Source organism: Streptomyces sp. NPDC002911 (assembly GCF_053591835.1).
This window is the reverse complement of sequence record NZ_JBSFUO010000048.1, coordinates 1-24821: the sequence shown is the minus strand read 5'-3', so window position 1 is coordinate 24821 and position 24821 is coordinate 1. Positions and strand designations below refer to the sequence as shown.

The 24821-nt window shown below is 67.5% G+C and carries 15 protein-coding genes; 3 read left to right on the top strand and 12 right to left on the bottom strand.

The window, feature by feature from the left end; genetic code table 11:
- Positions 1-393: 393 nt before the first annotated feature.
- The gene (locus tag ACWD04_RS32520) at positions 394-756 is read left to right on the top strand and encodes a hypothetical protein (protein ID WP_451137338.1); all 363 of its coding nucleotides are present in this window, start codon (positions 394-396) and stop codon (positions 754-756) included.
- Positions 757-1506: 750 nt separating this feature from the next.
- Here the strand turns inward: ACWD04_RS32520 and ACWD04_RS32515 are convergent.
- The 8 genes from ACWD04_RS32515 to ACWD04_RS32480 all read right to left on the bottom strand — a co-directional run bounded on the left by ACWD04_RS32515 (position 1507) and on the right by ACWD04_RS32480 (position 15377).
- Positions 1507-2952 carry a PIN-like domain-containing protein gene (locus ACWD04_RS32515; protein WP_451137337.1) on the bottom strand — a complete coding sequence of 482 codons (1446 nt, stop codon included), beginning with the start codon at positions 2950-2952 and terminating at the stop codon, positions 1507-1509.
- A gap of 159 nt (positions 2953-3111) precedes the next feature.
- On the bottom strand, positions 3112-8700 hold the full coding sequence (locus ACWD04_RS32510) for a DEAD/DEAH box helicase (protein ID WP_451137336.1): 5589 nt from the start codon (positions 8698-8700) through the stop codon (positions 3112-3114).
- The gene (locus tag ACWD04_RS32505; protein ID WP_451137335.1) at positions 8693-9640 is read right to left on the bottom strand and encodes a hypothetical protein; all 948 of its coding nucleotides are present in this window, start codon (positions 9638-9640) and stop codon (positions 8693-8695) included. Before ACWD04_RS32505 ends, ACWD04_RS32510 begins: the two co-directional genes overlap by 8 nt.
- Positions 9640-11739, bottom strand: a complete 2100-nt coding sequence (locus ACWD04_RS32500; RefSeq protein WP_451137334.1) for a hypothetical protein — start codon at positions 11737-11739, stop codon at positions 9640-9642. The genes ACWD04_RS32505 and ACWD04_RS32500 overlap by 1 nt, the downstream gene beginning before the upstream one ends.
- Positions 11740-12237: 498 nt before the next feature.
- A complete protein-coding gene (locus ACWD04_RS32495; protein WP_451137333.1) occupies positions 12238-12426 on the bottom strand; it encodes a hypothetical protein in 189 nt (62 codons plus the stop codon).
- 219 nt (positions 12427-12645) lie between these two features.
- Positions 12646-14175 carry a helix-turn-helix domain-containing protein gene (locus tag ACWD04_RS32490; RefSeq protein WP_451137332.1) on the bottom strand — a complete coding sequence of 510 codons (1530 nt, stop codon included), beginning with the start codon at positions 14173-14175 and terminating at the stop codon, positions 12646-12648.
- Between the two features lie 149 nt (positions 14176-14324).
- Positions 14325-14519 carry a DUF4236 domain-containing protein gene (locus tag ACWD04_RS32485; protein WP_451137331.1) on the bottom strand — a complete coding sequence of 65 codons (195 nt, stop codon included), beginning with the start codon at positions 14517-14519 and terminating at the stop codon, positions 14325-14327.
- Between the two features lie 183 nt (positions 14520-14702).
- Positions 14703-15377, bottom strand: a complete 675-nt coding sequence (locus ACWD04_RS32480) for a GNAT family N-acetyltransferase (RefSeq protein ID WP_451137330.1) — start codon at positions 15375-15377, stop codon at positions 14703-14705.
- A gap of 396 nt (positions 15378-15773) precedes the next feature.
- On the opposite strand from ACWD04_RS32480, the gene acnA reads away from it, so the two are divergent.
- Positions 15774-18488, top strand: coding sequence for an aconitate hydratase AcnA (acnA, locus tag ACWD04_RS32475; protein ID WP_451137329.1), 2715 nt, complete (start codon positions 15774-15776; stop codon positions 18486-18488).
- Positions 18489-18556: 68 nt separating this feature from the next.
- Complete coding sequence (locus ACWD04_RS32470) at positions 18557-19786, top strand: ROK family protein (RefSeq protein WP_451137328.1); 1230 nt, start codon at positions 18557-18559, stop codon at positions 19784-19786.
- Between the two features lie 286 nt (positions 19787-20072).
- Here the strand turns inward: ACWD04_RS32470 and ACWD04_RS32465 are convergent, their stop codons facing one another.
- The 4 genes from ACWD04_RS32465 to ACWD04_RS32450 are packed head-to-tail and all read right to left on the bottom strand — an operon-like array spanning position 20073 to position 24569.
- Positions 20073-21452, bottom strand: coding sequence for a GH1 family beta-glucosidase (locus ACWD04_RS32465; RefSeq protein WP_451137327.1), 1380 nt, complete (start codon positions 21450-21452; stop codon positions 20073-20075).
- Between the two features lie 8 nt (positions 21453-21460).
- The gene (locus ACWD04_RS32460; protein ID WP_451137326.1) at positions 21461-22318 is read right to left on the bottom strand and encodes a carbohydrate ABC transporter permease; all 858 of its coding nucleotides are present in this window, start codon (positions 22316-22318) and stop codon (positions 21461-21463) included.
- A gap of 5 nt (positions 22319-22323) precedes the next feature.
- Positions 22324-23295 carry a carbohydrate ABC transporter permease gene (locus ACWD04_RS32455; RefSeq protein WP_451137325.1) on the bottom strand — a complete coding sequence of 324 codons (972 nt, stop codon included), beginning with the start codon at positions 23293-23295 and terminating at the stop codon, positions 22324-22326.
- An 11-nt stretch (positions 23296-23306) separates the two neighbouring features.
- Positions 23307-24569: an ABC transporter substrate-binding protein gene (locus tag ACWD04_RS32450; RefSeq protein WP_451137324.1), complete on the bottom strand. Its 1263-nt coding sequence runs from the start codon at positions 24567-24569 to the stop codon at positions 23307-23309.
- Positions 24570-24821 lie beyond the last annotated feature (252 nt).

Genomic DNA, 24821 nt, shown 5'->3' with positions numbered 1-24821 from the left:
CGCGCCGGGTCTCCACCATGTCCGAACACCGAAAACGCGTCAGCCACCAGGCAGTTCCCCCTCAACGACACCTCATCGCCCCAACCGAAACGGCGCGGCTAACCTAAATTGATCATCTCTGTCTCGAACATTTCGTTCTCTTACCTGAATTGATCGGAAGCGTCGATAAGCTCCTGCTCGGAGTGATCGGTGTCCCCGTCCCCTTCGACCGTGAACAGGACTGCCGACCTCCTCCGCAGGGGCAGAGCACGAGCTGCCCTGCTCTCGTCTGACCGCTTCGGCTTCCCGGTCGCGGCCGTGGTGGGTCGTCAGCTCGGGCACGATTTCGTACCTCGGCCACCTGGTCCTGTGCGCCATGCAGTCGAGGCTAGGCTGGATCCCTCACCTTTCAACGTGGGGTCTCAGAGATGCCCCGAGCACGCCGGTGGCCGGGGCATCTCCCACTCGGTCACCCTGGAGGCGCTGATCATGGATGCAAACCGAGTTCTCGAAGCGCTCGAGGCAGGCGAGTTCGACGGCGTGGGTCACACCTATCAGCCTTATGACGGCTACGGGAACCAGACCCATCAGGTTGCGATGAGCGTCTCCGATGGCACCATTGAGGTCTCCAAGACCACCAGCGGGAAGTTCTTCGACGGGAAGGAGAACGCCCGCTACTCCGAGACCAGCACGGACTATCTGACTGGCATGGACGCGGTGTCCTTCATAACCCAGCGGCCGTACTACTTCGCGCAGGTTCGCCCCGACCTTTTCTGAGTGGGCGTTTGATGTTGATTCACGGTGAGCACTTCGGCCGGCCTTGTCTTTCGTCGCCAACCTGTGCAGCCTGAAACGCCGAGAAGCTCCGCTTCGGCGGGAAATCTTCTACCCCATAGCTTAACCAGACGGAAGCCAGCGCCTGCAAGTAGATCGAGCGGGCACCAAGTCGTACAAGGAACGATGGTTGGAAGGGGTGTGCTGAGGCATGGCGACTTCGCGCTGTTCCGCGTGGCGCAGCGCCAGCCGGTGACTCGTCCGGTCCTTGCCACGGTCGCGCGCCAGCGGGAGAGCGCAGAGAGCGCTGAATGCCCGGAGGACACCGGCTGCCGAGGGCAGCCTCATCCCGTAGCACCAGAACCTTGATCCGGGGATCGCCATTGGCCTTGCGGTTTCCAGCCCAGCGAAGGGGACGTGGATCAGTGTTCGTCTGGCGCCCGGCCAACGATGCGGATCATGGCTCTGATCGGCACGCGGTCGAAACTGACGCAGCCGGATGACGAGGCGAGTCCCCTTCCAGACAAGTCCTGCGCAAGGTTTCTCACCACCTCCGACCAGCTGCGGGTACGTGGATCGCCCGCAGAGGCCCTCGGAGCAAAGGAATCCCAGGGAATTTCCAGGGACTTTCACGTCTCTCCCAGGGGGTTTCCAGGGACTTTCCGCCGTGTAAGCAGCGAAGGCCCTGACAACGCTGAAAGATGCGAACGCGCTGGTCAGGGCCCACGTGCCTAGACTCGATGAAGTTCACCGTCAGCCACGCGAGCGCCGGTTCTCCTGCGCCTGCTGCGCCTGCTGCGCCTGCTGCGCCGCGAGTCCGCGCAGTACGGCCCTGTCTATCTTCGGAGTGGCGTCCAGCAACTCCATGAACCACGGCGCGATCCACGACGAGTCCCGGTGCAGCCACTCGCCCGACGGCAGGACCGTACCCGGCTGCCATAGCGGTGACGGCCGTTCGGGGCTCCTTGATGCCGCCGCGAAACCGACGCCGGGCTCCCTGTCGTCGGGAACCCTCCGCCCAAGCTGAGCGGTCACGCCGATGAGCCACCACTGGAACGTCCAATGGGACGGGGAGGATGAGTCGACGGCAGCTCGTACGGCCGGGGATGTGAGGCCTACCGACTGCAGTGCGACGAGCGCCAGTCCCTCCGGTGGGGGAAGTCGAGGAGCCGCCTCCTCGGTTACGAGCGGTCCGTCCTTGTGGATCTTCGCATCGTAGGTCTCAGACACCCGAACGATCTCTGCGTACGTGCCCTCAGCGAGTTCGACGTCCAGGAACTCCCTGATGCCGCTGTAGAAGTTCAGCTGGGTCTCGAGCCTCAGCTCTGCCCCTGCCCTCCGCTTCAGCTCGTCGACCAAGCTCGGCCACGGGCGAGAACTGCGAGTGCCGGAGCCGGGCTCGTACCAGTCCTCCTTTACCGTGTCGTTCGATACAAACAGCACTCGGCGACTGGGCTCGGGCAACTGGCTGACGTGCTGGACAACCTCTTCCCAGAGCAAGAAATCGCCAGCGGATTTAAGGGGCGTGTCCTTGTCGGAGTCCGCGAACCCTGGAGGAATCTTGTTTGGGAATCGGAAGGCGGTTGCTTCCTCAAGGCGCTTGCGTAGCACTTCATCGTCTGGCTGCAGACCAACTCCCTCTCCGTAGAGTTCAGCGACGCGTGGGAGGATCGGATCATCCGCATCAGTCGCGTTCAGAGCCAGGCCGTGATCGGCTTTCAACATGTCTAGGTGGCGCTTGAACTCGTCCCGGTAGACAAACAGATGCTTGTCGACCTCTGTGTCTTTGACCAGTGCATCCAGGCTGGCTACTTCTTCCGGCGCCCGGGAGTACTTGTCGAGCTGGGTGCGCACGAGATTCTTGGCCTCGATAATCGCCTTGCGCGCGACCATGAGCTTTTTGTTCACATCTGACGCGGCGTCCGCGAGCGCTCTTTTCCGCGACTCAAGCGTGCTGCGGCGGCCGCGGACGAATTCGAGGCCGACCTGGTACGGCATCCACAGCCGTCCCGCGGTCTGCTCGAGGGCCGACAGGACCTCTTCCCGGGAGGTCTCCGTGTACTCGTACAGGCTGAGGAGCACATTCGTGTCGAGCACGATGATCCCGTTCTGGAAGAACGCGCTGCGCTCAGCATCCACCGCCGACGGCTGCGGCTGGAGCCATGCCGCGAACCGCTGCAGGAGTACCGGGTCGCTCATCTCCGCCTCCGTTCAACCGTCCATTGCTTTAGCAGGTGATCATTCTGGCATAGCCGTCGGCAGCCGCGGGCGCATGCATGCCTACCGAAGCCTATCTCCCGTCACAGATCTCAACTTCCCCTGCAGTTACGCCTTCCAGCCAGTGGTGAGCGTCGCCTACTACATTGCGTCGAAGTCGGCGATCAAGGCTGTGACTCGCGCTGGTGCTTTATCGAGGAGAAAATCGTCGATGAACACCACGTCAGGTACGTTCCGGCCATCAGATGCAGCAGCGTCGCGCACCACACTGATGCGGGCGGACTGCAGCGACCCGTCGGCGGCCTCGAACGGGCTCTTGGCCGCGACCCAGACCCGCTCCTCGAAGAGGACGGCAGGACCGGTGCCTCCGAGGTCGTCCACGAACTCCGCGTCTTCGGAAGGGAAGTCCGAAGCCCAGTTCCGCAGCAGTCCCGCGGCGCGGCGGGCGCGCTGATCGCTTGCGGCACCCCTGCCCTGGAGGATGGCGAGGAGATCGCCAGCCAGTCGCCAGTCGAGCAGGCTGTGGTACGCCATGTTTGTGTAGTCGCGAAGGCACTGGTAGCACGAGCCTCGGCAGTCGCGACCATGCGCTCCTGTGGCCAATGCGGCCAGCATTCTGTTCGCTGTAGCCATCAGTTGTTCGAAGACATCGCGCTCAGCGAGGTGCGTGCAGTAGCCAGCACCGTTGTCCAGGGTGTCGGAGAGGAAGGCGAAGGTGCGCGCCTCGCGGCTGCCGGAGCCTGCTCCATGGATGCCGGACGCGATCTCGTTGGGCTGTACTTGGAGGATTGAGCCTGCGGCGGTTCGGAGCAGTGCAGCAAGCGAGTACCAGGCGGCCCGCCTGCCTGAGCGGTCGTCCGGGAAGCCGGTGCTCTGGGGCACGGACGTGAGATTGAGACGCAGGCCGAGAGAGGGGATCTCGCCTGCCTGAGGTCCGAGGAGAAACAGATCGGTGTGTTGCGTAGCGCCGATGGCTGTAGTCAGCGGTTCCTCACCGGCTGCAATGTCTTTCGTGAGCCAGGGGAACAGCTCCGCAGCCCCAGTCTCCAGGTATGCGCCGGACCAACGTGCGGTTGGGGTGAGCTTCGCGAAGCTGAAGAGCCGACCGCCGTTGTCGTTGATTGCGAAGCGCTGGCCCTTGCCCGCGTGGACGACCATTCCTGCCGTCGCAATCTTCTCTGGCGCGCCACGCTCGAGATCGGCGGCCGTGCGCGGTGTTAGCGACCTCGCACGCCAGGCGAAGTTGCCGTCGAAATCACGAGCCTTGCCGCCGGAGTAGAAGCCGGCTGGTTCGCGGAGTTCGATCTCGCGGTATGACCCGTCAGCAGCTCCGCAGGCGCGGCACGGCTGTTGAGGCGCGTCGTCTTCCTGCACTGGAGACATTTGCACTTCGTCCGCAAGGTGGCCGCAGGCGCGGCAGATCCCGATGGGGATGGACTGCCCGAGCGGCTGATCCATGGCTCGCGGGGCCCTGCCCGTCGGCTCGAACGCGACCACTCCGGTGGCGGTGTGGACCTGTCCGTCCTTCACGGTCTCCGCGCCGGGTGCGAACTGCGAGATGGCGATGTCCAGAGAGCGGTCGACTACTCCGCTCGGCGGCCACGGGTACGAGTCGTAGGGGCGCTTCGTGTACAAGTACCGGGCTGACGTGGGGAATCCAAACATCGGCAGCAGGCCCGACTCTGCAAGCCGCTGGCTGAGCTCGTGGTGGCCGCTGGCTCGGTCTGCGATCCCCGCAACGCGGTTGACAAGCTCCGAGGCAACCCATTCCGCTGCCTCGGTCGGCGACCATACCGTCCGGGTCCAGCCGGCGAGGGCTTCAGCAAGCATTCGGATCTCGGCCTCGTGTGACTTGATCCAAGTGCCGACGGCCTCGCTGACGACGTGCCAGTCGGCGCAGTGCCCGAACTGGCCGTGGACGTTGCGGGTTGGATCGATACCTGCGTCGTCCTCCACTGCAGCCTGCACTGCGTCAAAGGCCCGGCGGAGCACTTCCGCGGCGAGGACCCTCTGGTAGATGTCCTTCATGTCGGTGGACAGGTAAGGCCGCGGCGTTGCGTCGTTGGTGATGCGCTTAGGGTCTTGGAAGTAGTACTCGTCGTGGCTGCGGCCACGGCATACGGTCAGAGCGAGTGCGACCGGCGAGCTGCGGCGTCCGGCGCGTCCCACACGCTGCTGGTAGTTGAACCGGGTCGGGGGCATGTTGGCCATGAGCACTGCGGACAGCGGGCCGATGTCGACGCCGGCTTCCATCGTGGTGGTGACGGAGAGAACGTCGAGGGTGTCTGGCAGCTCGTGCTCTTTGCCATCGAGGAAAATTCCCTGGAAGCGGGCTTGGCGGGCCTGGGCGTCGAGGCGGTCCGTCTGGCCGGTGAGTTCAGCGGTGTTGAGCCGGAAGTGCCCGAACTGCTTGCGTGCCATCCACGCGTAGTAGTCGGCGTCGATGCTCTCGAACTGCTCGGACTCTACAGGCAGGGGCCGTCGGCATTTTGTGCAGATGCCGACGCCCGGGTGGAGGTGCCGGCGATTGCATGTGGAGCAGGTCCAGGACACAGCACTGCCGTGGCGCAGCGCGACGTGCTCGGGTTGGATGACGTACTTGAGGACTGCAGGCCCCCAGATACGCTCCACCGTGGCTTGAAGGTCCTCCGGGTCCTGACCGAGGTAATCGCCTGCACTGGTCCAGAAGTCTCGCAGCTTCTTGGGTGGGTTGTCTGCAGGCTTGCGCAGTCCGGCGAACCGGCGCATGTGGCCAAGGATCCGCAGGCTCGTCCGGGCGAAAGCGGCATCCGACGCCCGCTCGGCTTCGAGCGGCGCCTGGTCGGACGCGAGGGTGAGCCAGCCCAGGCCGAGGGACTCGAAGTCACGTCCGGCGCTGCCGAAGAGGCCGCTGAGCAATTCGGTACTGAGGGATTCGCGCATGTCCTGGCGCAGTTGGTCCTGACGCTCGCTCAGGACAAGGCTGGATTCATCTCGTACTCCGCTGTCCCCACCGTCCGGCCAGCGGTAGAGCGAGGTCCAGGGCTGCAGCGGAGAGCCTTTCTGGTAGGTCGTCTGCTGGAGTGATGCCTTCGGCCCACCGGGATTAGCGCCGAGCTGCACGAGGCGTTCAGCAACGGCGGCGGCGTGGCTGTCGAGACTGGGCACCCGGCTCAGAAGGCCGTAGAGCGCGGCCTCCTCAGTCGGGGCGGGGAGATCGTCGTCAAGGTCGTCGAGGCTCGCTGCAGCCTGGGGTTTCTGGAGCTTCTCCCACGCGTCGTACGTATCCCGGTCCCGAGCCCTGAGCCGGTCGCGTGCGGCCTTGGCCGTCTCCCTGTCCACCGGGTTGTCGGGCGACTTCCCGAAGAAGCCTGATACGGCGGCGAGGTCTGCCACCGGGTCACCCTGATCCGCCACCTCCTCGGCGAGGAGCAGGCGCAGTAGGTCCTGGTAGTGACGGAGGCTGAGGCCGGCTGAGAGCTTGGCCGCATCCTGCCGACTGTCGGAGAAGACGACCGCCTGCCGGTTCGGGAGGAGCGAGAGGATCCCGGTGGTAAGGACCTGGTTGACCTTCTCGAAACCAGTGCGCATAGACCGCACCGGCGTGCGCATGCGGCGCGGGTCGCTCAGGCTGAGATGCTCGCTTCCGGCCTGCCGCAGCTCCCAGTCGTCGCCGCACGAAGGACACTGTGTCGGTGCCGCTGGAAGATTGTCGGCCTTGAGCCGGGCGCTCCCCCTCTTCGGCTGGGGAACGCTGACGTGGAAGGACCAGCCGGTGTGGTTGCTCTGGTTCCGGAGCATGCCAGTGCGCGGGTCGTACTTGCTGCGCTTGAACTCGAAGCTGGCGCTCAGCACCCCCTTGTCGGATGTGGAGTCCCAGGCGAGTTTGTCCGTGGCCGGTTCGTCCTTGCGCGGCCAATAGACGATGTAATTGGCCGCACTCGGCCCCAGAGCGGCAGCGTCAGGAAGCGAGTCGAGGTCGGGCAGATCGGCGAGTAGGCCGGCTTCGAAGGGACGTCCCTTGGTGTTCCGGAATGCCGATTCGGGCGCGTAACCGCCGAGGAAAGCGTCTCCGCAGTTCTGGCAATAGAGGAGCTCAAGTACGCGGGCGTCGCAGCTGCACCGGGGTGTGGGTCGGGAGTACAGCTTGCCGACGGTCCTTCCGGCGCCTTCCGGGCCCGGGGCATCAGGGCATGCGGGGTCTGAACAGGCCCACACTCCGGGGATGTTGCGGAAGAAGAGATGTCCGCGAAGTTTTGGAGTGCCGACGGCCTCCGATTTGCGCAGCGCGGCCAGGATTCCGCGCATCGCGTCCGTCTGGGTTGGAGCATCAGTGCCTGGGAAGAGCCGCGCAGCGACTTCCGTGTCGAAGTCCGCGATGAGCCGGTCGCCATCACGCAGAGCATTGACGAACGCATCGGCTGCTCCTGTGTCAGCCAGGAGCCGTTCAGCCTCAGCAGGTTCGGGGGCGATGCCGAGAGCCGCGTACGCAGGGGCGTGCTCGGAGATGTCGGTGCGTGTGTGGGGCGGCAGTACGAGCTGGCCGCCGAGGACCTCGAACCGGTCGCGGTCAGCGCCGAAGAACTCCTGCAGGAAGTCCAGGTCGCGGGGCGCCTCGAGTGATGCGGAAGCCGCGAGGATCCGGAACTTCTCCGGCTTGTCGTCCAGGCCAAGCCTGTGGCGCAGGTTGCGCAGAAGGAAGGCGATCTCCGTGCCTGCGGTGCCCCGATACATGTGGAGCTCGTCGACAACCAAGGTGAAGCGGGCGTCCGGGACTTCCTCGAGCCAGCGGCGCGTCTTGTCGAAGATGCCCGATTCACGTGACCGCATCAGTATGACGTTGAGCATGCTGTAGTTCGTGATCATGATGTCCGGCGGGGCCTGGATCATGTCCCAGCGGGAGCGCATCTCCGCACCGTCGAGTCTCGGGATGAAGAACCGGCCGTCTCCGACAGCCTTCTGCGCCTGGCGCGAGCGCTCCTCGGTCGCCGCGAACTCCTTGCGGAGCGTCTTCACACCGGCGGCCGAACCGAAATCGCCGGGGACCGGCGTCGCTCCGGTGTACCGGCCGAAGTAGAAGCGGTGGCCGGGGCGTGATCGCGCAAGCCACGCCCGAACCTCGTCGCTGTCGAGGGCCTTGCGCAGGCGCATCATCTGATCGTCGACGAGGGCGTTCATCGGGTAGAGGACCAGAGCGCGCACGGCAGCCGGCCGGCCGTTCTCCCCTGCCCGCTGCGGCTGGTACTCGCCGTCTGGGGTCGCCCACCAGCGGTTAGACGGCAGTGTCCCCGTCGACCAGGCCTCGGATTCACGAACGAGGTCGGCCAGGATGGGCAGCATGAACGACTCCGTCTTGCCGGAGCCGGTGCCTGCCGTGACGACGACGTCACGTCCGTCGCGGACCGCAGCGGTGAGGGCTCGGTGCTGGTGCTCGTAGAGCGACGGAACACCCTGCAGCAGACCGAGTTGCACCAATTCCGCGAGGTCGGGGTGGGCACCCGCTGAGCGGACGGACTCCGCGATCCCCGCGTCCACAGTGCCGTATCGCGGGCGGACTTCCAGGAGGGGGCGCCGCCACGCCCCGCCGTCCACGTCGAAGAGGCCCTGCCGTTCCGCTTCCAGGTGCTGGTCAGCGAGGCCGAACGGTGTGTTGTAGTAGCGGAAGAGCGCTTCTTTCAGGTGCTCGAACGACCCCAGGATGTCGACGTCTCGGCCGCTGCTGCGGGGCTGTTCCGCGACGGAGTCACTCATCATTCTCTCCAAGGTGCTGTCCCAGCGAGTCTGCGATCTTGATTGCTACAGCCTTGGGCACGTTGTCGTACGCCAGGTTCTCGGCATGCGCATTGATTCGCGGCGCGAGGCCGGAGCACATGACGGCCACGCGCCGGTGCAGGTCGGGCAGAGGGTAGCCCCAGTCGACGTAAAGCGTCCCGAATCTCTCCCGCCCGCAGTCCTTTTCGGGCAGCCAGCGGAGCACATCGGCCTCCGGGTTCCGGGACTCCAGGACGGAGTAGACCCCTTCCTCGTGGCTGGTCTGGTACCACTCGCCATTGTGCCGAACTTGGCATACACGCTTGCCTTCGCGCTGCTTGAGCCGGTATAGGCCATCCCCCTGGGGGCGGACTGCAGGCTGATATTCCCGGCGGTCCAGGTGGTACTGCTCCAGCGGTTGCCCGAACTCCGGTGCGGAGGTCCGCACTTCAAGTCCGAGGGGTGGAAGCAGGGCAGCGCCCTGGAGAGCGAAGCAGGATGTGTACTCGGCTCCAAGCTCGGTCGCCCACTGCGCCAGCCCAGCCTCGTCGTCGAACTGGACGATCAGCGAAACAGGCGTAGGGATGTCCCGAGGCGGACGCGCGCTGGGCACCCGGAAGAGCTCTACCAAGCCATCTCTCACGGCCTGATCGAGGCGATCGTCGAAAGCAACCGTCCGGCTCCCGGCCAGCACGGCCAGCCCTCGGGCCTGCGGCAGCCGCGTCAATACGGGCGGTGCCGCGGACCAGCGCCGGTTGCGCCAGTCGATGTCCATGTGGCCGAGGGATACAGCGTCGCGAAGCCAGCGGCCCGCTGCACCCGGCTCGATGTCCGGGCAATATGTGGATGCGAGCCACCGCATGCCCTGCTTGACGTCGGAAAGCGCGCCCGCTCCCCGCTCGCTCACCCAGCGCAGCAGCAGGTCTCCTGGATCGGTCATCAGGCTCCCCGCTTTCCGGCGATTGCTTCTGCCGCTGCTACATACCCGAGCCAGACGGGGGCGTGCGAGCGCTCGGCGGCGCTCATTACCGCATGCGCCCAGGCGTAGTCATCGTGGGACGGCGCAGGGTCGGGAATGTCCATTGCTGCGGCCAGTGCCCGGACGGACCACCGGGCAGCCGTCCGGTAGACCAGCCACACATATCCTTCCGGCACCTCGACCTCAAGGCAGGAGCCGCGGGCCTCTTCCGGCAGCCGTGACACCATCCACGCTGGGACTGACTGCTGCTTGACTCTGCACGTACTGCCGCGGTGATCGATCAGCACTGCTTCCAGGACATCACTCCGCACAAGCTCAGTGCGCGGCAGCCTGATGCTGTCCGGTGCATAGGCACCTCGGATAGCCGCGGCGGAATCGCCGACCTCGCTCAGCTCGCGCTGGGCGCTGCCGCCGCAGGCGTACCCGAGCATCCCGGTCCCTGGCGGAAGCCTGCCGTGCAACCCGTCGTACAAGGTGAAGACCTGGCTGCTCTGCGCTGTGCCTACCTGGTGCTCCCCCTCGTCAAGAGGGACGAGGCGCAGCGGGAAAGGAATGCGGGGGTCGGCACGCAACTTCTCCGTGTAGCCGTCGAGCACGACCTCAACGCGGCCGTCTGGGGATTCACTCGCGGGCAGCAGCAGGTCCGGGCCGCCGCCGCGAAGGTAGTGGCCCGCAACTCCGGAACCCGCCCGGTACTCGGGCGCGATGCGGAGCCCGCCGGACAATTCGGCGCGCTGCCGGAGCTGGGGCTCAAGGACGTAGGCGTGCGCTCCACCTCGATCCAAAGTGCTAGCGAAGGCACCCCCGTTGACGGCACGGACGCCTTTGAACAGCTTCCAACCCATGACCGGCGCCGACGTCTCGCGGACCGTCCGGCCGCCAAGAGCATTGACCATGGAGCGTACTTCATCGACGGCGGAGTCGGCGGCAAGTATCCAATGCTGTTCGCCGGGCTCGAAGTATTCGGTGCTCACCCACTCGCCGAGGTAGGGGTGCATCCGCAGCAGCACGACCTCCTGCGGTACCCATTCAAGGACCAAGGCTTCCCCCTCGAGACGTACGCCGTAAGCCAACTGCTGAGGGGATGGCCGGAGGGACTCCAAACCTCCGTAGACGTCGCCGTATTCCTTGCGGAGCGTGAAAGTCCGCCCGCCTGGCAGACAGACCTCGGTCTCGGGCGTCGCTTCGACAGCCTCGGCCAGCCAGTCCAGTCGCCTTCCGCGGTCGGTGACCATGAGCCGGAGCCCGAGAGCCCGGCGCCGGTGCCCGTGTTCCGGCTCGTGGAGGGTTCCGTCCCAGTCATCGGCGAGCCGCTTGAGGAGACTGGAGATGAGCGTCTCGCCGGTGTCGGCAGCGTCTGCGAGCTCCTCCATGAGCCGGGGGGACAGGTGCCGGTCCCGACCCGCTGTCCAAACACGGAGCCGCCGCAGGAGTTCTCGACCGGAGACCTCGGTCCGATTGTGCGGCCTCAGGCGAGTAGTGGCGAAGAAACGGGTGAGGACGTGCCGGTCCGAACCGCGGACCAGAGCCTGCGAGATGGGGTAGCCGATTTTCCAGCGGGACTCTTCGGTGCTCACCGTGCTGGTGCCGAAGAGACCGCCCGTATCCTCCAGCCAGTTGTCCAGTTGCTCCCACATCTCGGCGACGTCTTCGAAGGCCTTCTCCAGCTTGTTCGCGCGGTAGCCGGACAGCTGCTCGCCGAACACCTGGATCCAGCGCCCGTAGAAGTTACTCCTCAGCATCCCGTCGGCTGACGCCATGCGGGTAGCAGCCAGCACGGACAGGGCGAGCACCGGAAGGCTAGGCGGCGGCCCCTGTGTCCCGCCGTTCACCCATTGCGCGCACTCGCGCTGGACGCGGCTGAACAGGGACCTTTCGGGGTCGCTCCAGTTGAGTTCCTCGGCAACGGCCAAGGCCAGACCCGTTTCGATGCCGTAGAGCTCGGCGAGCTGCCGTTCAATTTCGTCATCGACATACAGGACGGTGCTCCGTAGTGCGTGGTCCGCACCGAAGAACTCTGCAGAGAGCACTTCGTGCCATAGCTCGTACGTCGCTCTCATCAGCCTTCCCGTTCCCCCTCCGTATCCGGCTGCCCAACCTGCCGGCAGAGAGCGCGCACTCAACGGTCACTCACCGCCGGGAGGGAGATGGCGCAGCTGTGTGTCCGCGAAGCAGGGCAAGCGGAAGGAACGCGCTTAGTCCTATGCAGGACAATTAGGCTACTGCGGAAGCTACTTGTCGGCACGCATATGCACAAGATCCGTCACCTGACGTAGCGGTACTGCCGCGGGGACACATGCCGGGCCGGTCGGCGTATGCCCCGATGCGGCCCGATTCCTCCACCGCGATCAGGGCGTGACGGCCGTACGTGAGCCGGGCCGAGGTGGCCTTGGGGCGGATGCCGTACAGGGCCGGGCCGATGGTTCAGACGACGTCACGGCGGGCGGGGGCGGCGGTCTGGGAGTCGGAGGCGGCGGACAGGGGCGCGGCGGGCTGTGTGGCCGTTGGCCAGTGGGCCGGGCGGGCGCGGCCTGTGTCGCTGCCGCCCGGCGGGCTGGTCAGCCGAGGGAGTCGTACAGCTCCCGCGCGGCGACGGCGACGGCGTTGCGGTGGCTGTCGTCGTCGCAGGCGGCGATGGTGGCGCCGCGGTGAACTGGCCGTAGCCGTGTGGTGCGCTTGATCCGCGTGCGTGGCGAGGACTGAACTCCGCATTTAGCGAACGCCAGTGGCAGCGTCGGTGCGGGCATTGGGAGGCCCCTGTGGTGAGCACTCTCCGTGTCAGCTGACGGGTAATCAGGTTTGCCTGATGAACCGTTACCTATTAAAGATCATCTTGCACGCGCCTTGCACAAGGTGATGAAAAACAGCGGTGTTCAATGGAAGGTCGAGAAAGAGTATAACCGCAGGTCGCCAGGCATTTACGGGTGTCGTGCCCCTTGCCCTCAAGGGGCACGACACCCCGCCCGTCAGATGTCCCGGAAGATCTCGATCTGCGCCCCCACCGAGTTCAGCCGCTCCGCCAGCTCCTCGTAACCCCGGTTGATCACGTACACGTTGCGCAGCACGGACGTGCCCTCGGCCGCCATCATCGCCAGCAGTACCACCACCGCCGGACGCAGCGCCGGCGGGCACATCATCTCGGCGGCCCGCCAGCGGGTCGGGCCCTCGACCAGGACCCGGTGCGGGTCGAGGAGTTGCAGCCGGCCGCCGAGGCGGTTGAGGTCGGTGAGGTAGATCGCGCGGTTGTCGTAGACCCAGTCGTGGATCAGGGTCTTGCCGTGCGCGGCAGCGGCGATGGCCGCGAAGAACGGCACGTTGTCGATGTTCAGCCCGGGGAAGGGCATCGGGTGGATCTTGTCGATGGGCGCCTCCAGTTTGGAGGGCCGGACCGTCAGGTCCACCAGCCGGGTGCGGCCGTTGTCGGCGGCGTACTCCGCCGTGCGGTCGCAGTCGACGCCCATCTCCTCCAGTACCGCGAGCTCGATCTCCAGGAACTCGATCGGGACCCGACGGATCGTCAGCTCCGACTCCGTCACCACGGCGGCGGCCAGCAGGCTCATCGCCTCGACCGGGTCCTCGGAGGGGGAGTAGTCGACGTCCACGTCGATCTCCGGCACCCCGTGCACCGTGAGGGTCGTCGTCCCGACGCCGTCGACGCGTACGCCGAGCGCCTCCAGGAAGAAGCACAGGTCCTGGACCATGTAGTTGGAGGACGCGTTACGGATGACCGTGGAGCCGTCGTGCCGGGCGGCGGCCAGCAGGGCGTTCTCGGTCACCGTGTCGCCGCGCTCGGTCAGGACGATGGGGCGGTCGGGCCGGACCGCGTGGTCGACCTGGGCGTGGTAGAGCCCGTCGGTCGCCGCGATCTCCAGGCCGAAACGGCGCAGCGCGATCATGTGCGGCTCGATCGTGCGCGTGCCCAGGTCGCAGCCGCCGGCGTACGGCAGGGTGAAGCGGTCCATGCGGTGCAGCAGCGGGCCGAGGAACATGATGATGGAGCGGGTCCGGCGCGCGGCGTCCGCGTCGATGGCCTCCAGCTCGAGCCGGTCGGGAGGCAGGATCTCGAGGTCGACACCGTCGTTGATCCAGCGGGTGCGTACACCGATGGAGTTGAGCACTTCCAGCAGCCGGAAGACCTCCTCGATGCGGGCCACCCGGCGCAGCACGGTGCGGCCCTTGTTGAGCAGCGAGCCACAGAGCAGCGCGACGCACGCGTTCTTGCTCGTCTTGACGTCGATGGAGCCCGAGAGCCGACGTCCGCCGACCACACGCAGGTGCATGGGTCCGGCGTAACCGAGTGACACGATCTCGCTGTCGAGGGCTTCGCCGATGCGGGCGATCATCTCAAGGCTGATGTTCTGATTGCCGCGCTCGATGCGGTTGACCGCGCTCTGACTCGTGGCGAGCGCCTCGGCGAGCTGACTCTGTGTCCAGCCCCGGTGCTGCCGGGCGTCACGGATGAGCTTGCCGATACGTGCGAGGTAGTCGTCTTCCATGGCTGCACGCTATCTCAGATATGAGATGAAGATCGCGGGGGATGTGGGGTCCGGGGAGATGTTCGGGTGACCGGACCGTGGGTGTGCGCCTGTCCGAAGGGTTGGGCGCCCCACGGTCCGGCGTGCGGAGCTCGGCCGAACGGGTGAGGTCAGCCGCGACGGCGCGTCGTCCTGCGCCAGCCGAACGGGCCCGGAAGATCCATGGACGTGGTGCGCCGGCCGGTGCTGCTCATCGTGCGCTTCGGACCGTGCCGTCCTCCGGTGGTGACGGACCATGAGCGGCGGTTGATGTTCAGCCGGACGCCCGGAAGAATCTGAAAGCTCTTTCGGAATGTGAGCGCCATCTGTGCCTCCTCTGTCAGGAGTACGGGTATCCCGAAGCGGTCAGGTCATGCGCGGGGAGCCGGGCGGCGTGGGCGTGCGTCCGTATCGTGCGAGCCCGCGTGCTGTCCGGCCGCACGCGCAGGTGCGCACCCGCCGGCTCCGTGCCGCAGGGTCTCCACTCGCCCCGTGCCGCCGGGGCACGGTCAGCGCGTCGCCGGGTCCGGCCCCCGCAAGGCGTTCGCCAGGGGCGCCGATACGACCCATCCCGTGCTCTCGTACAAGGTTCGGCCCGCCGTCGTCGAGGCCAGCAGGCCGACCGTCGCGCCCTGCTCGGCAGCCGTGTCGGTGAGTGTGCGCATGACCAGGCGGCCGAGACCGCGGCGCCGATGGGCGGGGTGGGTCTCCACCTTGTCGACGACGGCGGTGACGCCGGTGACGGCCGTCTGGCCGCGCGCGGCACGGGTGCCGTCGGCGGCGCACACCCGGGCGTGGGTGACGCCGTCGCGGGTCCAGGTGCGGAGCCGGTAGCCGTCGGGGAGGGGGGCCGGGGCGCGGGCGTGGGCGGGACGGGGCGGGAGTGAGGCGGACATCAGGTAGCCGGGCCCGCCGGGGAGGGACCAGCCGGGCGTGACCCAGGACGCGAGCGACTCCTCCCGTACGAAGGCCTTCAGCCGGACGCCGGGCCTGGTGGCGCTTTCGGTGATCTGCCGCACGGTTGCCGCGTCGGCGGTGGGCAGGACGTGGCTCATGACGTGTCCGGGAAGGCCGATGTTCACGGTGAAACCCCAGGGCCAGGAGTCCGGTTCGGCCGCTCCTCGTGAGAGGGCCCAGCCGTGGACCCATGCCCGCACGGCTTCGGAGGTGTTGGTGAAGTGCACGCACCTTCCCGGGCGGGGCGGTCGTCATCGATATGTACCTGTCCTGCCGCGCGCGAGGTGCTGCGCACCATGCCCCCTCGTCACGCTCTGACGTGCGCGCCCGTGGTCCGCCGGGAAAAGGCGGCCCGCCGGACTTCGGAGGGGCCTTCCTGCCCAGGCCGGGCCGCGCGGCACCGCGGTGCGGCCCAGGACACGGGCGCCCGGGCATGACCGCGCGGCGGCGATGTACTAGAGTTATCTCGACATCGAGATATCTGCCGAGGCGCACCGCAGCCGCCGCACGGTAAGGGTTACCTAACTAACCCTTACCTTAGCGGATGGTGGGGGCCGCAGGCGGCGCCGGCCGCACATGAGGCGCGGCGCGGTTGAACGCGCACATTGAAGAAGGAGACTGTCGTGTCGGCGAACAGCTTCGACGCCCGCAGCACGCTGCGCGTGGGCGACGAGTCGTACGAGATCTTCAAGCTGGACAAGGTCGAGGGCTCCGCGCGCCTCCCTTACAGCCTGAAGGTGCTGCTGGAGAACCTGCTCCGCACCGAGGACGGCGCGAATATCACCGCCGACCACATCCGGGCGCTGGGCGGATGGGACTCCCAGGCCCAGCCCAGCCAGGAGATCCAGTTCACGCCGGCTCGCGTGATCATGCAGGACTTCACGGGTGTCCCGTGTGTCGTGGACCTCGCCACCATGCGTGAGGCCGTCAAGGAGCTCGGAGGTGACCCGGCGAAGATCAACCCGCTGGCCCCGGCCGAGCTGGTCATCGACCACTCCGTCATCGCCGACAAGTTCGGCACCAACGACGCGTTCGCGCAGAACGTCGAGCTGGAGTACGGCCGCAACAAGGAGCGCTACCAGTTCCTGCGCTGGGGCCAGACCGCCTTCGACGAGTTCAAGGTCGTCCCCCCGGGCACCGGCATCGTCCACCAGGTCAACATCGAGCACCTGGCCCGCACGGTCATGATCCGTAACGGCCAGGCGTACCCCGACACCCTCGTCGGCACCGACTCGCACACCACCATGGTCAACGGCCTCGGCGTGCTGGGCTGGGGCGTCGGCGGCATCGAGGCCGAGGCCGCGATGCTCGGCCAGCCGGTCTCCATGCTCATCCCGCGCGTCGTCGGCTTCAAGCTGACCGGCGAGCTCCCGGCCGGCACCACCGCCACCGACCTCGTGCTGACCATCACCGAGATGCTCCGCAAGCACGGCGTCGTCGGCAAGTTCGTCGAGTTCTACGGTGAGGGCGTCGCCGCCACCTCCCTCGCGAACCGCGCCACCATCGGCAACATGTCGCCGGAGTTCGGCTCCACCGCCGCGATCTTCCCGATCGACGACGAGACGCTGAAGTACCTCCGCCTGACCGGCCGCGACGCCCAGCAGGTCGCGCTCGTCGAGGCGTACGCCAAGGAGCAGGGCCTCTGGCTCGACCCGGCCGCCGAGCCGGACTTCTCCGAGAAGCTGGAGCTCGACCTCTCCACGGTCGTCCCCTCCATCGCCGGCCCGAAGCGCCCGCAGGACCGCATCGTCCTCGCGAACGCCAAGGCGCAGTTCGCCCAGGACGTACGCAACTACGTCTCGGACGACGAGGAGGCGGGCAAGGAGTCCTTCCCGGCCTCCGACTCCCCGGCCACCACCAACGGCGTCCCGTCGAACCCGGTCACCGTGACCGCCCCCGACGGCACGACGTACGAGCTCGACCACGGCGCCGTCACCGTCGCCGCGATCACCTCCTGCACCAACACCTCGAACCCGTACGTCATGGTCGCCGCGGCGCTCGTGGCGAAGAAGGCGGTCGAGAAGGGCCTGACCCGCAAGCCGTGGGTCAAGACCACCCTCGCCCCGGGTTCCAAGGTCGTCACCGACTACTTCGACAAGGCGGGCCTGACCCCGTACCTCGACAAGGTCGGCTTCAACCTCGTCGGCTACGGCTGCACCACCTGCATCGGCAACTCCGGCCCGCTGCCGGAAGAGGTCTCCAAGGCGGTCAACGACCACGACCTTGCCGTGACCTCGGTGCTCTCCGGCAACCGCAACTTCGAGGGCCGGATCAACCCCGACGTCAAGATGAACTACCTGGCGTCCCCGCCGCTGGTCGTCGCGTACGCCATCGCCGGTTCGATGAAGGTCGACATCACCAAGGACGCCCTCGGCGTCGACCAGGACGGCAAGCCCGTCTTCCTCCAGGACATCTGGCCGTCCGAGGCCGAGGTCAACGACGTCGTCGCCAACTCCATCGGCGAGGACATGTTCAACAAGTCCTACCAGGACGTCTTCGCGGGCGACGCCCAGTGGCAGGCGCTGTCGATCCCCACCGGCAACACCTTCGAGTGGGACTCCGAGTCCACCTACGTGCGCAAGCCCCCGTACTTCGAGGGCATGACGATGGAGACGACCCCGGTCGACGACATCACCGGCGCCCGGGTGCTCGCCAAGCTCGGCGACTCGGTCACCACCGACCACATCTCCCCGGCCGGTGCGATCAAGGCCGACACCCCGGCCGGCAAGTACCTCACGGAGCACGGCATCGAGCGCCGTGACTTCAACTCCTACGGCTCGCGCCGTGGTAACCACGAGGTCATGATCCGCGGCACGTTCGCCAACATCCGCCTGCGCAACCAGATCGCACCGGGCACCGAGGGCGGCTTCACCCGCGACTTCACGCAGGCTGACGCCCCCGTGTCGTTCATCTACGACGCCTCGCAGAACTACCAGGCCGCGGGCACCCCGCTCGTCATCCTGGCGGGCAAGGAGTACGGCTCCGGCTCGTCCCGTGACTGGGCGGCCAAGGGCACCGCGCTCCTCGGCGTCAAGGCCGTCATCGCCGAGTCCTACGAGCGCATCCACCGCTCGAACCTCATCGGCATGGGCGTCCTCCCGCTCCAGTTCCCGGAGGGCCACACCGCCGAGTCCCTCGGCCTGACCGGTGAGGAGAGCTTCACCTTCACCGGCGTGACCGAGCTGAACAACGGCACCACGCCGCGCACCGTCAAGGTCACCACCGACACCGGTGTGGAGTTCGACGGCGTCGTCCGCATCGACACCCCCGGCGAGGCGGACTACTACCGCAACGGCGGCATCCTGCAGTACGTGCTCCGCAGCCTGATCCGCAAGTAGAGGCACCGCGAAATGAGCGAGGGCCGCACCCCGGGGTGCGGCCCTTCGCCGTTAGGCTCGAAGCTCTGATGAAGAACACCCTCACCTCGCCCGCGGCCAAGGCCGGACACGAGTCCGTGCGGCGTCACAACCTGAGCCTCGTCCTGCGAACCGTCCGGGACGAGGGCGAGGTCACCCGGGCCCGGGTGGCGAGCCTCGTGGGGCTCACCCGGGCCGCGGTCTCCTCGCTCGTCGAGGAGCTGCTCGCGCTGGGCTGCCTCAGCGAGTCGGGCAAGACCTCCAGCGGCTCGGCCGGTCGCCCCGGCACCGTACTGAAGCTCTGCCGGACCGGACCGGCCGGGCTCGGGGTGGAGATCAACATCGACTACGTCACGGTGTGCGCCGTCGACCTCACCGGCACCGACCGGGTCCGGGTCACCGAGCGCACCGATCACCGGAACGTCCCGCCCGCCGAGGTCCTGGCGCACGCCGCCCGGCTCACCAACCGGGTCATCGCCTCCACCCAGGAACAGGAACTGCGCGTGGTCGGCGTCGAGCTGGCCCTGCCCGGCCTCGTCTCCGGGGGCGTCGTCCGGCAGGCACCCAACCTCGGCTGGAGCAGGGTCGCCGCCGAGGGCATCTTCGGACAGGCACTCAGCACACTGCGCCCGGCCGGGCGGGCCCTGGCCGTCGGCTCCGACAACGAGGCCAACCTGGCAGCCCTGGCCGAGCTGTGGTTCGGAGGACTCGGCGGCGTACGCACCTTCCTCTATCTCACCGGTGAGATCGGCGTGGGCGGCGCGCTCGTCGTGAACGGCGAAATGCTGCGCGGCGCCCACGGTTTCGCGGGCGAGATCGGGCACGTCGTCGTCGACCCGAGGGGCCCCCTCTGCCGGTGCGGCGCGCACGGCTGCCTGGAGCAGTACGCGGGCCGGGCGGCACTGCTGCGGGCGGCCGGGATCGACCCGGACACCGGTGTGCGCGGAATCGCCGAGCTGGGGCAGCGGGCCGCGGCCGGTCAGAAGCGGGCCGTGTCGGCGCTGCGGGAGGCGGGGGACCGGATGGGCGTGGTGCTGGCCGGCGCGGTGAACCTCTTCGACCCGGAGGCCGTCGTCCTCGGCGGGATCTACCGCACCCTCATGCCCTGGCTGGAGAAGTCCGCTGACGCCCAGCTCACCGCACGGGTGGTGTCGGGCCGCTGGCACGAGAACGGCAGCCGACTGCGTGCCTCGTCCCTCTCCGGCGACGCGGCCCGGGGCGCGGCGGCGCGCGTGGTGCACGAGGTCCTGGAGAACCCGGCGGCCTACGCGACGCGTTGACGGCCCGGGCCGTGCGGGCGCTCGGTGTCGCTCCGCGCGACATCCTTCACCGGTAACGGCTGTCCGGACGAGTGCGACCAGAAGCGCGGGTGGTTCCAGCTCACTCACAGTGCCGGCCTGACCGGCGGATCCGCCGACGGCACGGTGGTGATCACCGTGTACGCGGACGACCAGCTCGTGTTCGCCCGGACACCGGTGCGTGGAACGAGCGGCGGAACGAACGCGACAGGAACCGGGGGCGTACACGCCGTCCAGCACGCGTACGCCCCCGGTTCCGAGGAGTCGGTCAGGCCTTGTGGGCCGCGATCAGCTGCTGATACCAGCGGTAGCTGTCCTTCGGGGTGCGCTCCAGGGTGTCGTAGTCGACCCGGATGATCCCGAACCGCTTCGCATAGCCCAGCGCCCACTCGAAGTTGTCCAGCAGCGACCACACGTAGTACCCGCGTACGTCGACCCCGGCGTCCATGGCCGCGCGCAGTGCCGTCAGGTGCGTGCGCAGGTACTCCACCCGGTCCGCGTCGTGGACGGAGCCGTCCGCGTCCACGCTGTCGAACTCCGCCGAGCCGTTCTCCGTGATGTGCACCGGCGGCAGGGCGCCGCCGTACGTCTGCTTCAGCACGGTCAGGAGGTCGGTGAAGGAATCCGGGACGACCGGCCAGCCCATCGCCGTCTTGCGGACGTCGGGGTAGTTCCCCTCCGCGTACCGGTTGTCCGTGGCGACGCGCAACGCCGGGTCCGCCTCGCGGTGCGGGGCGGCGGCGACGACGATCGGCCGGTAGTAGTTGATGCCCAGGAAGTCCATCGGCTGGGAGATCAGCTTCAGGTCACCCTCGCGGCGGAAGTCCTGGCCGGTGATCAGCTCGCCCCAGGTCTCCTCCTCGGTGGCCGGGTAGCGGCCCGCGAGGAGCGGTTCGGTCCACACGAGGTTGTGCTGGGTGTCCGCGCGGACGACCGCGGCGAGATCGGCGTCGGACTCGGTGGCCGGGACGTTGCGGTCCAGGTTGAGCGTGATGCCCGCCTCGCGGACGCCCGCCGCGCGCAGCGCTTTCATCGCGTGGCCGTGGCCGACCAGCAGGTGGTGCGCGGCGGCCAGCGCCCCGCGGCCTTCCTGGGCGCCCGGCGCGTGCCGGCCCACCGAGTAGCCGAGGAAGGCGCTGCACCACGGCTCGTTGAGGGTGATCCAGCGCGGGACCCGGTCGCCGAGGTGCTCGGCCATGATCGCCGCGTATTCGCCGAAGCGCTCAGCGGTCTCTCGTGCCCGCCAGCCGCCCTTGTCCTCCAGAGCCTGCGGCAGGTCCCAGTGGTAGAGGGTGGCGGCCGGCTCGATGCCCGCCTCCAGGAGCGAGTCCACGAGCCGGGAGTAGAAGTCCAGCCCCTTGGGGTTGACCGCCCCGCTGCCCGTGGCCTGGATCCGGGACCAGGCGATCGAGAAGCGGTACGACTCCACGCCGAGGTCGCGCAGCAGCGCCACGTCCTCCGGGTAGCGGTGGTAGTGGTCGCAGGCCACGTCACCCGTGTCGCCGCCGTCGGTCCGGCCGGGCGTGTGGCTGTAGGTGTCCCAGATGGACGGCCCGCGGCCGTCTTCATCCACGGCGCCCTCGATCTGGTACGAGGCCGTGGCCGCGCCGAAGACGAAACCGGGCGGGAAGACCGGGAAGTCACTCATGGAAACCCTTACTTGACCGAGCCGCCGGTGATCCCGGCGGCGATGTACTTCTGGGACAGGACGAGGAGGACCGCGGCGGGTACCGCCGAGAGCACCGAGGCGGCCATGACCGAACCCCAGTCGCCGACGTGCGCGCCGATGTACTGGTAGATGCCCAGCGTGATCGGCTTGACGTCGTCCGTGGTGTTCAGCGTGAGCGCGAACATGAAGTCGCTCCACGCGTAGAGGAACGAGAACAGCCCGGCGGTGATCAGCGAGTTGCGGCTCATCGGCAGGACGACCTGGACGAACGTACGGAAGCGGCCGGCGCCGTCGACCTCGGCGGCCTCGATGACCTCGCGTGGGATGGACACCATGAACGAGCGCATCAGCACGATCGCGAAGGGGATGCCCAGCGAGGCGTCCGCCAGCATCAGGCCGAAGTAGGAGTTGACCAGACCGAGGTCCACGTAGGCGCTGTAGAGGGCATTGGCGATGACGATGCCCGGCACCATCTGGGTGATGAGCGTGCCGAAGACGATCGTCTTGCCGCCGCGCAGCTTGAACTGCGCCAGGCCGTACGCCGCCGGTGCGGAGATCGCCAGACAGATGGCCACCGCGCCGAGCGCCACGGCCAGCGAGGTCAGCAGGTTGCCGCCCTGCTCGGTGATGGCGGAGGTGAAGCCGGAGAAGTCGATACCCGTCGGGACGGGGCCCACGTCGACCAGGCTCGCGTCCGGCTGCAGCGCGGTGTTGATCATCCAGTACAGCGGGAACAGCATCACCGCGAGGACGACGACGCCGAAGACGGTCGCGCCCCAGCGGCGCTTGGGCCGGTGGAAGGCGGCGGGAGCCGGGGCGGCGGGGATCTGGGTGGTGGTCGCCATGCCGGTCACTTCCCCTCGTTGCGGTTGACCCGCAGGTAGAACACCGCGAAGACGGCGGAGATCAGGATCAGGATGTTGCCGACCACGGCACCGGCCCCGAAGTCCATCTGGACGAAGGAGTTCTGGTACGTGAGCGTGCCGAGCGTCTGGGTGGAGTCGGCGGGCCCGCCGTCGGTGAGGGCGAGGACCAGGTCGAGGATCTTGACCGTCGACATGAAGCCGAGCACCAGCACCACGGTGATGACGGGCTTGAGCATGGGCAGGGTGACCGAGCGGAACGTACGCCAGGCGGACGCGCCGTCGAGCGCGGCGGCCTCGTTCAGCTCCTTGGGGACCTCCTGGAGACCGCCGTAGAGGATCACCATGTTGAACGGGATGCCGATCCAGATGTTCACCAGGATCACCGACACCAGCGCCATGCCGGTGCTCGTCAGCCACGGCGTGTCACCGGGGAGGCCGACGGTGCCGAGGAAGGAGTTGAGGACACCGGTGTCCTGGTCGAAGATGCGCCGCCACACGATGCCGGAGACGACCATCGGGACCAGCCATGGGAGCAGGATCAGCGAGCGCAGGATCCCGTTCAGCGGGAAGCGGCGGGTGAAGAAGACGGCGAGGGCCAGGCCGATGCAGAACTGGCCGACGAGCGATCCGACCGTGAAGAGGATCGTCTGCCACAGGGCCTTGCCGAACAGCCCGTCGTTGAAGACGTTGCTCCAGTTGTCCGTGCCGTTGAACGGCGCCTCACCGGTGAAGAACGTGGACGGCGAGTAGTCCTGGAAACTCATCACGATGTTGCGGACGAGCGGATAGCCGAAGAACAGCGCCATGAAGATCACGGCGGGGGCGATGAACCCCCACTGGGCGAGCGTCCTGCGTCGCTTGGCGCTCCGTGGGTTCACGGGCTTCTTGACCACGCCGGCCGCGGGGGCCTTCGGGTCGGCCGGCAGCGCGGCGGCTGAGGCTGTGGTGGATGACATCGTTCGTTACCTCAGTTCCCGCTCGTGACCTGCTGCTGGGCACGCTTCAGAGCGGCCTCGCTGGACTCGCCGGTGAGCGCGGACTGGAAGGCGCTCTGCAGGGCCAGCGACACGGACGACCACTGCGCGCCGACCTTCGCCGTACGCGAACGGGCCGTGGAGACCTGTCCGGCCAGGGCCGCCAGCTCCGGGGCCTTCGTGCGCCACACGGCGGCGGCCTTCGTGTTCGACGGGACCATCCAGCTGTTCAGGGCGTAGGTTATCTGCTCCTGCTCGCCCGCCATGCAGCCGATGATCTTGGCGGCCGTCTTCTCGCGCTCACTGTCCCCGGTGTTGGGCACGGTCAGCACACCGCCGCCCAGCGGACCCACCGAGTCGTCGCCCGCCTCGGGGACGGGAATCTCGGCGATGCCCCAGTTGAGCCCCTTCTTGGCGTTCAGGGTCTCGACCTGCCACGGGCCGTTGATCATCATGGCCGCGTTGCCCGCCATGAACTGGTCGTTCACGTCGGCCTGGGTCCAGTTGACCGTGGACTTGGAGAGCGAGCCGTCCTTCAGGAGGGCCTTCCAGTAGTCCAGGGCCCCGGCGACCTCCGGAGTGTCCAGCTTCGACTCGTCACCGCCGTTGGACCACATGAACGGCGTGAACTGGAAGACACCGTCCTCCGCGCCGCCCGCGCTGAGCGCCATGCCGTACCGCTTGCCCTGGGTCAGTTCCTTGGCCGTGGACCGCATCTCGGCCCAGGTGGTGGGCACTTTCAGGCCGGCCTTGTCGAGGGTGTCCTTGTTGTAGAACAGCGCCAGCGTGTTCACCGTGCGCGCGGCCCCGTAGTACTTCCCGTCGAACGAACCGAAGTCGACGATCCCCTCGGGGATGTCCGTCGTGGTCAGCCCGAGATCCTTCAGTGGGATCAGCCCGCCGGCCTCGGCGAACGTCGGCATCTCGGAGGCGTCCAGCTGGAGGACGTCCGGCAGCGATTTCGAGGACGCCATGCGCAGTGCCTTCGTCATCAGCTGCGCGGCCGGCACGCTCTGCTGCTCGATGGTGACACCGAGCTCCTTGCTGCAGCGCTTGAGCGTGTCCCCGTCCCAGCGGTGGTACGACTCGTCGGTCGAGGAGTTCATGACGGTGTAGACGTTCTCGTCACGCTGCTGGCCACATCCCGCCAGGACGGTGCCGGCGACGATCGCGGAGACGACGGTGAGAGGGACGACGATCCGCCTGGTGCGGCGGCTGCGGCGTCGGATCCGCCCGTCCGGGGAAAGTTCTGTCACGGTGGTGCCCTTGCGGTAAGAGGGGGGCCGGCGCCCATGGGAACGCTCCCACAGGGTGGTCGTCAAGCCCCTGCGCGGATCCGGCGGTGTCACGGCGGGGAGGTGGCGGGGCAGTGGCGGGGTGCCCGGTGGTGGTTCACCGGGCACCCGGGGGTGTGGGTCAGCGGACGTTGAGGAGGTGTTCCATGGCGAGCTGGTCGAGGGCTTCGAAGGCCATGGAGCGTTCGGCGGCGGCGTTCGCGTCGAAGTCCT

Coding starts and splice junctions, on each gene's coding strand:
- ACWD04_RS32515 (WP_451137337.1), bottom strand. CDS start 2,952: ATGAGCGACCCGGTACTCCTGCAGCGGTTCGCGGCATGGCTCCAGCCG.
- ACWD04_RS32510 (WP_451137336.1), bottom strand. CDS start 8,700: ATGAGTGACTCCGTCGCGGAACAGCCCCGCAGCAGCGGCCGAGACGTC.
- ACWD04_RS32505 (WP_451137335.1), bottom strand. CDS start 9,640: ATGACCGATCCAGGAGACCTGCTGCTGCGCTGGGTGAGCGAGCGGGGA.
- ACWD04_RS32500 (WP_451137334.1), bottom strand. CDS start 11,739: ATGAGAGCGACGTACGAGCTATGGCACGAAGTGCTCTCTGCAGAGTTC.
- ACWD04_RS32495 (WP_451137333.1), bottom strand. CDS start 12,426: ATGCCCGCACCGACGCTGCCACTGGCGTTCGCTAAATGCGGAGTTCAG.
- ACWD04_RS32490 (WP_451137332.1), bottom strand. CDS start 14,175: ATGGAAGACGACTACCTCGCACGTATCGGCAAGCTCATCCGTGACGCC.
- ACWD04_RS32485 (WP_451137331.1), bottom strand. CDS start 14,519: ATGGCGCTCACATTCCGAAAGAGCTTTCAGATTCTTCCGGGCGTCCGG.
- ACWD04_RS32470 (WP_451137328.1), top strand. CDS start 18,557: ATGAAGAACACCCTCACCTCGCCCGCGGCCAAGGCCGGACACGAGTCC.
- ACWD04_RS32465 (WP_451137327.1), bottom strand. CDS start 21,452: ATGAGTGACTTCCCGGTCTTCCCGCCCGGTTTCGTCTTCGGCGCGGCC.
- ACWD04_RS32460 (WP_451137326.1), bottom strand. CDS start 22,318: ATGGCGACCACCACCCAGATCCCCGCCGCCCCGGCTCCCGCCGCCTTC.
- ACWD04_RS32455 (WP_451137325.1), bottom strand. CDS start 23,295: ATGTCATCCACCACAGCCTCAGCCGCCGCGCTGCCGGCCGACCCGAAG.